The 7,420-nt window shown below is 68.3% G+C and carries 9 protein-coding genes and 1 pseudogene; 7 read left to right on the top strand and 3 right to left on the bottom strand.

Annotation, left to right across the window (positions count from 1 at the left end; all coding sequences use genetic code 11):
• Positions 1-188 (bottom strand): annotated as a pseudogene (locus G6026_RS00915) (dipeptidase); the annotation flags it as partial.
• Positions 189-328: 140 nt separating this feature from the next.
• Here G6026_RS00915 and G6026_RS00910 point away from each other — a divergent pair.
• Positions 329-1,024, top strand: a complete 696-nt coding sequence (locus tag G6026_RS00910; protein WP_107757389.1) for a hypothetical protein — start codon at positions 329-331, stop codon at positions 1,022-1,024.
• Positions 1,025-1,054: 30 nt separating this feature from the next.
• Here the strand turns inward: G6026_RS00910 and G6026_RS00905 are convergent, their stop codons facing one another.
• Both G6026_RS00905 and G6026_RS00900 read right to left on the bottom strand, forming a co-directional pair.
• Positions 1,055-1,810, bottom strand: a complete 756-nt coding sequence (locus G6026_RS00905) for a hypothetical protein (protein ID WP_107757388.1) — start codon at positions 1,808-1,810, stop codon at positions 1,055-1,057.
• 5 nt (positions 1,811-1,815) lie between these two features.
• Positions 1,816-2,292 (bottom strand): SRPBCC family protein, encoded by a 477-nt coding sequence (locus tag G6026_RS00900; protein ID WP_182611965.1) that lies wholly within the window; start codon positions 2,290-2,292, stop codon positions 1,816-1,818.
• Positions 2,293-2,576: 284 nt separating this feature from the next.
• Here G6026_RS00900 and groL point away from each other — a divergent pair, with 284 nt between their 5' ends.
• From groL to G6026_RS00870, 6 genes are all read left to right on the top strand, one after another.
• Positions 2,577-4,199: a chaperonin GroEL gene (groL, locus tag G6026_RS00895; protein ID WP_107757386.1), complete on the top strand. Its 1,623-nt coding sequence runs from the start codon at positions 2,577-2,579 to the stop codon at positions 4,197-4,199.
• A gap of 304 nt (positions 4,200-4,503) precedes the next feature.
• Entirely contained in the window at positions 4,504-4,647 is a 144-nt protein-coding gene (locus G6026_RS00890; RefSeq protein WP_017837824.1) for a hypothetical protein, read from the top strand.
• Between the two features lie 66 nt (positions 4,648-4,713).
• Positions 4,714-4,872: a hypothetical protein gene (locus G6026_RS00885; protein WP_017837823.1), complete on the top strand. Its 159-nt coding sequence runs from the start codon at positions 4,714-4,716 to the stop codon at positions 4,870-4,872.
• Between the two features lie 376 nt (positions 4,873-5,248).
• Positions 5,249-5,392, top strand: coding sequence for a hypothetical protein (locus tag G6026_RS00880; protein ID WP_182611964.1), 144 nt, complete (start codon positions 5,249-5,251; stop codon positions 5,390-5,392).
• Between the two features lie 116 nt (positions 5,393-5,508).
• On the top strand, positions 5,509-5,670 hold the full coding sequence (locus G6026_RS00875) for a hypothetical protein (RefSeq protein WP_182611963.1): 162 nt from the start codon (positions 5,509-5,511) through the stop codon (positions 5,668-5,670).
• Positions 5,671-6,039: 369 nt separating this feature from the next.
• On the top strand, positions 6,040-7,149 hold the full coding sequence (locus G6026_RS00870; RefSeq protein ID WP_107757385.1) for an alpha/beta hydrolase family protein: 1,110 nt from the start codon (positions 6,040-6,042) through the stop codon (positions 7,147-7,149).
• The last annotated feature ends 271 nt before the right edge of the window (positions 7,150-7,420 follow it).

The raw sequence follows: 7,420 nt of genomic DNA, 5'->3' as shown, positions 1-7,420 counted from the left end.
AGCTCGCCGAGCAGCCTGCGGACCAGTTCGCAGGCCCGCGCACACGCCTCCGGTTCGGAGCCGTGAACCGACGGCAGTGCCACCAGCTCGGCGAGGTCGGTGCGGGCGCGACCGAGCTGCGTGACGACCGCGTCGGCGAGTGGGGTCAGGGACGGGTGTGGGGCCCGGAACGGAGTGGAGGCGGACATGGGGGCCAGCCTAGTTCCGCCGTCCGACCCCGCTCCCGCCGTACGAGCCCGCTCCCGCCGGAGGCCGCACCGCCCGAAGATGAACAACTCGCGACCAACATGAACGGAAGATGAACCAGGAATGAAGTACAGTATCCGTCATGACCTACGTGATCGTCGTCACCCCAGCTGACCCGGCCTGTCGCGACGCGGCCCACCTCGATGATCTCCCCGCCCACGTCCGGGCTGATCTCCTCGAGCTCCGCGACCAGGTCAGTACTCGCTTCCCCGAGGCGGACGCGGTGGGTGAGACCGGTGCGCTCACCCGGCGGCCGCACATCGACGGCGTCGGCGTGGTGATCCATCCCGGGGTGATCACCCGGCCCCTGGTGGTCAACGCGGTGATGCGGTACGCGGCCCCCCACCAACTGCTGGTGACCACTCCGGAACTCGGGCTGGTGGCCGATCCGCGCGTGCGGATCGACATCGACGTCCACCGCCGGCCCACCACCGCCGGCGCCGGCATCACCGACCACGCCGTGCGCGGTCGGCCGCACGGGACCCTGCCGTGGGTGACGCACGAACTGTTGGAGCAGCTGGTGCGCGCGCTGGAGGTGGAGGGGGACCGGCTCGAGCTGGACGTCGACGAGGACCGGTGGTTCCGATACGAGCGCGCCGGGGACGCCCTGCGCATCCAGGTGGCCGACGGGCCCGGGGTCCCGCTCGTCGGCCGGACCCTCGAACTCGGAGAGGTCGAGGCCGCGGCCTCGACCGGGTGGGCCTGGGCGCGGGGTGACCGCAGTTGGCTCGGTGAGGTGCCGGGCGCCCCGATGGCCGAGGAGGTCACGGCGGCCTGAGCCGTCCGAGTAACGCCAGGTCGGCCTGGTTCAGACCGAGTTGTCGTAGCGCAGGGACGCCACCACGGCATCGATCGTCGCCTCCGGCTGGACCCCCGGCTCGTCCTCGTCGGACATCAGGACGAACACGATCGAGGCGGGGGATCCGTCCGTCCCTCTGGTCGACACCGCGATCGTGTCGAACCGGATGGTCGGCGGGGTGCAGGAGTCGCGGGGTGGCCGGACCGCGCCTCGGAGCGAGACGTACCAGGCGGGAACCCCCGAGACGCCGATGCTGCGGGCCTCGGGCACGGGGACGTCCGCACCGTTCCTGGTGAAGCGACGGTCGATCGAGTCCGCCATGGCCCGCGAGGCGGACTCGGCCTGCTCGCGCGCGTCGCCCGGGAGCATCGTGCTGATGCCGGACAGGGTGCGGAACGACAGCCCTGACGCGGCGCAATAGCCGCGGTCGGCGATCGCGTTGGCGGTGGTGACGTACCCCGAGCCCCAGTCCGACCCCGGGTCCTGCGGGACGTCCGTGTCACCCGGCGCGGGTGCGCCGAACGGGTCGCCCACCTCCCAGTCGGGTGGGACCGAGTAGACCAGTCCGGTCGGACTGCGCACGTCCTGCCATCCGCCGGGCGGCGGGCCCGCGGCCAGGGTGGGGCCGGGCTCCTCGCGGTCGGGGGTGTCGGGGTCCGGGCCGTCAGTCCAGATCGCGCACCCGGTGAGCGTCGCCGTGAGGCAGCCCGCGAGGACCGTCGAGATCCCGGCCCGGACCCCTGCGGCGACGCCCACCCCGGACATGCGGGTCAGCCCTGCTCGACGAGGGCCTTGATCCGCTTCAGGGAGGTCGACACGCCCCTGTCCATCTCCTTGGTGAACGAGGGCTGACCGCCGAAGAGCTTCTCGGTGAGGAACGTCGAGATGAACGTCAGTCCGCTCGGGACCTCGCGACGCTCGGTGAGCCGGGTTCGGCCTCCCGGGAGGGAGTCGAGCTCGAAGACCCAGACGGTGGTGTTCTCGGTGATGCGGTTGGCGAACCGGCGGCCGGGTTCGAACTCCACGACCCGGCTGGTGGTGGGCCAGAAGAGCGGACCACGCCTGTTGATGTTGAGTGCTCGCGTACCGGCGGTCGTGCGACCACCGAGTGCGACGACCTTGTACGCCTGGGTGCTCCACTGCGGTGCGTTGCGGACCTCGGAGACGACCTCCCAGACCCGGGCGGGTGGGGCGTCGATCTCGATCGAGTTCTCGATGGTGCCGACGGGCGCGGACTCGGGGGACATGGGTGGCCTTCCGACGGGGATGGGGCGGGATCGCGTCTCGATGGTAGGGGACCGGGCACCGGCGCGCGTGTCGTTCGCCCGTCGCGAACAGTGCCCCGGGCCCTTTGCACTCGTCGGGGGCGAGTGCTAGAAAAGCGCTTGGCACTCGGCTACCCTGAGTGCCAGCAACACCTGAACTGAGGTCGCAAGGTGAGGCGCGGATCTGACACGGTCCGCACCGTCCGTCGCGGGCGCCGACGCCGACCACATACGTGTCACCCCACACCCGGAGGATGATTCACCCAATGGCAAAGATGATCGCGTTCGATGAAGAGGCCCGCCGCGGCTTGGAGAGCGGTCTCAACCAGCTCGCCGACGCCGTGAAGGTCACGCTCGGCCCCAAGGGGCGCAACGTCGTGCTGGAGAAGAAGTGGGGTGCCCCCACGATCACCAACGACGGCGTCTCCATCGCCAAGGAGATCGAGCTCGAGGACCCGTACGAGAAGATCGGTGCGGAGCTCGTCAAGGAGGTCGCCAAGAAGACCGACGACGTCGCGGGCGACGGCACCACCACCGCCACCGTCCTGGCCCAGGCACTCGTGCGCGAGGGCCTGCGCAACGTGGCCGCCGGTGCCAACCCCATGGGCATCAAGCGCGGGATCGAGAAGGCCGTCGAGGCCGTCACCGCGCACCTGATCGACTCCGCCAAGGAGATCGAGACCAAGGAGCAGATCGCCGCGACCGCCGGCATCTCCGCCGCCGACCCGGCGATCGGCGAGCTCATCGCGCAGGCGATGGACAAGGTCGGCAAGGAGGGCGTGATCACGGTCGAGGAGTCCCAGACCTTCGGCCTGGATCTCGAGCTCACCGAGGGTATGCGCTTCGACAAGGGCTACATCTCGCAGTACTTCATGACGGATCCCGAGCGCCAGGAGGCGGTCATGGAGGATCCGTACGTCCTGCTGGTCTCGGGCAAGGTCTCCACCGTCAAGGACCTCCTCCCGCTGCTGGAGAAGGTCATCGGCGAGGGCAAGTCCCTGCTCATCATCGCCGAGGACGTCGAGGGTGAGGCGCTGTCCACCCTCGTCGTCAACAAGATCCGCGGAACCTTCAAGTCCGTCGCCGTGAAGGCTCCGGGCTTCGGCGACCGGCGCAAGGCCATGCTGCAGGACATCGCGATCCTCACCGGCGGGCAGGTCATCTCCGAGGAGGTCGGCCTCTCGCTCGAGACCGCTGACATCTCGATGCTCGGCAAGGCGCGCAAGGTCGTCGTGACCAAGGACGAGACCACCATCGTCGAGGGCTCGGGAGACCAGGCCCAGATCGAGGGACGGGTCAACCAGATCCGCGCCGAGATCGAGAACTCCGACTCGGATTACGATCGGGAGAAGCTCCAGGAGCGTCTCGCGAAGCTCGCCGGCGGCGTCGCCGTGATCAAGGCGGGCGCCGCCACCGAGGTCGAGCTCAAGGAGCGCAAGCACCGCATCGAGGACGCGGTCCGCAACGCCAAGGCCGCGGTCGAGGAGGGCATCGTCGCCGGCGGCGGCGTCGCCCTGGTCAAGTCCGAGGTCGCCGTCGACGGCCTGTCCCTCGAGGGCGAGGAGGCCACCGGCGCGAAGATCGTCAAGTTCGCGCTGAGCGCCCCGCTCAAGCAGATCGCCTTCAACGCCGGCCTCGAGCCCGGCGTCGTGGCGGAGAAGGTCCGCAGCCTCCCGGGTGCCCAGGGCCTCAACGCGGCCACCGGCGAGTACCAGGACCTGCTGGAGGCCGGCATCAACGACCCGGTCAAGGTGACCCGCTCCGCGCTGCAGAACGCCGCCTCCATCGCGGCGCTCTTCCTCACCACGGAGGCCGTCGTGGCCGACAAGCCCGAGCCCGCCGCGCCCGCGATGCCGGGTGGCGACGAGATGGGTGGCATGGGCTTCTAGTCCAGCCCGACCACGCAGTGGGGCCGTGGCCCGCACCGGAGAGTCTTTCCGGTGCGGGCCACGGCCTTTCCCTCATTTCGCGAACCCCGCCCGGGCCTGCTCGCCCCCACCTCGTCCGTGGTGGCGCACACACCACTTCCGTGGCGGGACGTAACACGGACGTCATCTATCGGGCTTCGCGTAAAGAGCCTGTGATCTGCGGTTAAGGTGCGGTTTCGTCCATTGTGATGGACATGTGTCTCTTTTTAGAGTCGCTGTCAGGCGCCTCAGAGGGCGCCGTGAGCGCACGAGAACGGAGAACACCATGCCCGACTTCGGTCAGCTGTCAGACCTCTTCGGAGGGATCACCGACATCCTCGGAGCCGTCGTCACATTCACCGGGTCGCTGGGAGGCGAGGGGGGCATGAACGACTTCTTCGATGCACTGTCGAGCATCAGCGCCGACTGATCCCGCCGGCCGATCCCAGAGTCACCTTCTCCAGAGACACACACCCAGCAGACCCAGGAGTGCACCATGTTCTTCCCCGAGTTCGGATCCCTCATCGGCGTCAGTGACGCCCTCGGCTTTGTCAACGACTTCCTCGGCGCGTTCGGAGACCTCTTCTCCGGCCTGGCCTACTTCACCGGAGGAGACTTCGAGGAGGCCCTCGCCGGCGGCTTCATGATGTGGTGACCTGAGCCTGCCGGGGGCGGCCATGCCCCCGGCACGAGGAGCGGCCCGCGCGATCTCCCTCGCGCGGGCCGCATTCGTGTGTGAGGAGGCCCGGAAAGTGGAGATGTCCCGGGGGTGAACAGCCCGTGCGCTCATGCCCTGGTGAGGAGAAGCTCACTCACCAGCGTATGCGCATTCATTTGAATGGTTTGCGCAGTTGAGAACGGATGTTAGGATTTCCTCGCATCCGTGATCTGGACCACTAAGGGTGGCCTCAGTTCGCCTCGTCGTCACCTCGGCGGGGGGGAGACGGACGTCACAATTGACATCAGAGTCGCTCAGATTACTCTGACTCTGGCCCCATGAGCCGGGGCACCACTTTCAAAGGGAGACACACATGCCTGACTTCAGCGCCATCAGCGCCGCCCTCACCGCGGTCAAGAACCTCATCGACGGCGTCGTCGGCTTCACCGGTTCGATCACGGGCGACGGCTTCATCGACGCGCTCGGCAGCCTCGGCGGGGACGACGTCTCCGCCTGACAGGCCCCGGCCGTAGCGCTCCGGCGCGAACGCCCCGGCTGCGGCGCACAGCAGCCGATCTCAGCATCATTCACTGATCCGGATCTCGCCGGATTGCAGCACTCAGGGAGAACATCATGGGCATCGATCTCGGTTCCATCGGCGACATCTTCGGCAAGGACGGCATCGTCGACCTCGCTGGCGGCCTTGTCGGCAACACCAACAACATCGTCAAGGGGATCGGCTACTTCCTCGGCGGCGACTTCCAGAAGGCCTTCGACGCCGGCTTCATGGCCTGAGTCTTTCGGCTGAACGGGATGGGGGCTCCGGGCTGTGCCCGGGGCCCTTTCTCGTGTCCCGATCGGTGTGGCGCCCAGGCCCGGGCCCCGAAGGTTGTATAGGAATTTGTTCATATCCGTAACAGCGGGCCGGCCGGCGTCGATAATGTTGACGTGAACCGCAAGGGTGGTCCCGCGGTTACCGACGGGCCGCCCGGGTATGGAATCCTCGGATAGGTGCCCCGCGGGCGCGAGACTCGGTCCTGCAGGCGCGCTTCCACCGGGAGTGTGCTTAGTGGGTCTTGTGTGACTACTGGGAATCGGGTTAGCTGTGCAGTGCGGGTCTGCCCGAGTCCGTCTGTGAACAACGAGAAGGTTAGGCGTCGGAATATGCGTTCAGTCAAGAGCGGTCGGTTGGGCACCAAGGTCGCTGCGGCGACCATCGCCGCGGCCATGGTCCCCGTCGTTGCCACGGGCACGGCCCAGGCACAGGGTGGAAACATCCAGTACACCAAGGCCACCGCCCAGAACAAGGTCGTCGAGACCCAGCTCCCCGACGGTCGACTGATCGTCTCGGTGTGGTCGGATAAGATGGCCATCGAGGTCCCGAACATCGTGCAGCGCCCGCGTGACGGGAACAACGGCGCGCCGGTGCTCTACCTCGTCAACGGCGCCGGTGGTGGAGAGGACTCGGCCACCTGGCAGGCGCAGTCGGACGTCCGGGCCTTCATGTCGGACAAGGACGTCTGGACCGTCACCCCGATCGGTGGAGCCTTCTCCTACTACACGGACTGGCAGCGCCACGACCCCAACGTCCAGACCCGCTACGCCCGCGAGACCGACCGCCCGATGGCGTTCGAGACCTACCTCGCCCAGGAGCTCCCGACCCTCTTCGAGGGCCGGTACGGCGGCAACTACCCGAACCGCAAGCGCAGCCTCGCCGCGATCTCCATGACCGCCACATCGGTCCTGACGATCGCCCAGAACCACCCCGGCCGGTTCCAGGCCATCGGCTCGTACTCGGGATGTGCCGAGACCTCGACCCCGATCGGCTACCAGTTCATCAATATCGTCACCGGCATGCGTGGCGGGGCGAACCTCGACAACATGTGGGGGCCCTACCCCGGTCCGGGCTGGGTGGCCAACGACCCGGTCGCCCAGGCGCCCAAGTTCGTCGCCCAGCGCGACAACGGCACCCTTCCGGCCATGTTCATCTCCACCGGCAACGGCCTGCCCGGGCCGCACGAATCCCTGGAGAACTGGCGCCTGCGCAACAGCATCCCGGCTCTGGCCAACCAGGCGATCGTCGGCGGCATCATCGAGGCGGCCACGCAGTACTGCACGGCCAACCTCGCACGCCGGTTCGCCGAGCTGCAGATCCCGGCCCAGTTCGACTTCGCGCCCAACGGCACGCACTCGTGGGGCTACTGGCAGGACGACCTCAAGCAGTCCTGGCCGATGATGGCCCAGGCGATGAACGCGCGCTACGGCCCGATCTGATCGGCTGACGCGCCCGGCGACCTCGGGTCCCGGAACCGACGGACCCCGCCCCACCACCACGGTGGAGCGGGGTCCGTCCTCATGTGTCGAGGCGGTGCGCCGGGCCGGCGCACGCAGGGCGCCGGGCCGGCGCCCGCCGCGGACGACGTCGTGAGACCACCCCCCTGGGGTGAGCTCCGGAGGTGGCCCACTGGCAAACTGTACGCATGACCAAGACGGACGACCCGCGCCGTACCGAGCTTCGCCACACCGATGGCAGCACGAGCCCGCA

It is taken from the genome of Dietzia sp. DQ11-38-2, from assembly GCF_014145055.1.
Lineage (GTDB): Bacteria > Actinomycetota > Actinomycetes > Mycobacteriales > Mycobacteriaceae > Dietzia.
This window is presented reverse-complemented; position numbering and strand designations above follow the sequence as displayed.

Excerpts from the sequence above, each read along its gene's own strand:
- G6026_RS00910 (WP_107757389.1), top strand. The coding sequence starts at position 329 with ATGACCTACGTGATCGTCGTCACCCCAGCTGACCCGGCCTGTCGCGAC.
- G6026_RS00905 (WP_107757388.1), bottom strand. The coding sequence starts at position 1,810 with ATGTCCGGGGTGGGCGTCGCCGCAGGGGTCCGGGCCGGGATCTCGACG.
- G6026_RS00900 (WP_182611965.1), bottom strand. The coding sequence starts at position 2,292 with ATGTCCCCCGAGTCCGCGCCCGTCGGCACCATCGAGAACTCGATCGAG.
- groL (WP_107757386.1), top strand. The coding sequence starts at position 2,577 with ATGGCAAAGATGATCGCGTTCGATGAAGAGGCCCGCCGCGGCTTGGAG.
- G6026_RS00890 (WP_017837824.1), top strand. The coding sequence starts at position 4,504 with ATGCCCGACTTCGGTCAGCTGTCAGACCTCTTCGGAGGGATCACCGAC.
- G6026_RS00885 (WP_017837823.1), top strand. The coding sequence starts at position 4,714 with ATGTTCTTCCCCGAGTTCGGATCCCTCATCGGCGTCAGTGACGCCCTC.
- G6026_RS00880 (WP_182611964.1), top strand. The coding sequence starts at position 5,249 with ATGCCTGACTTCAGCGCCATCAGCGCCGCCCTCACCGCGGTCAAGAAC.
- G6026_RS00875 (WP_182611963.1), top strand. The coding sequence starts at position 5,509 with ATGGGCATCGATCTCGGTTCCATCGGCGACATCTTCGGCAAGGACGGC.
- G6026_RS00870 (WP_107757385.1), top strand. The coding sequence starts at position 6,040 with ATGCGTTCAGTCAAGAGCGGTCGGTTGGGCACCAAGGTCGCTGCGGCG.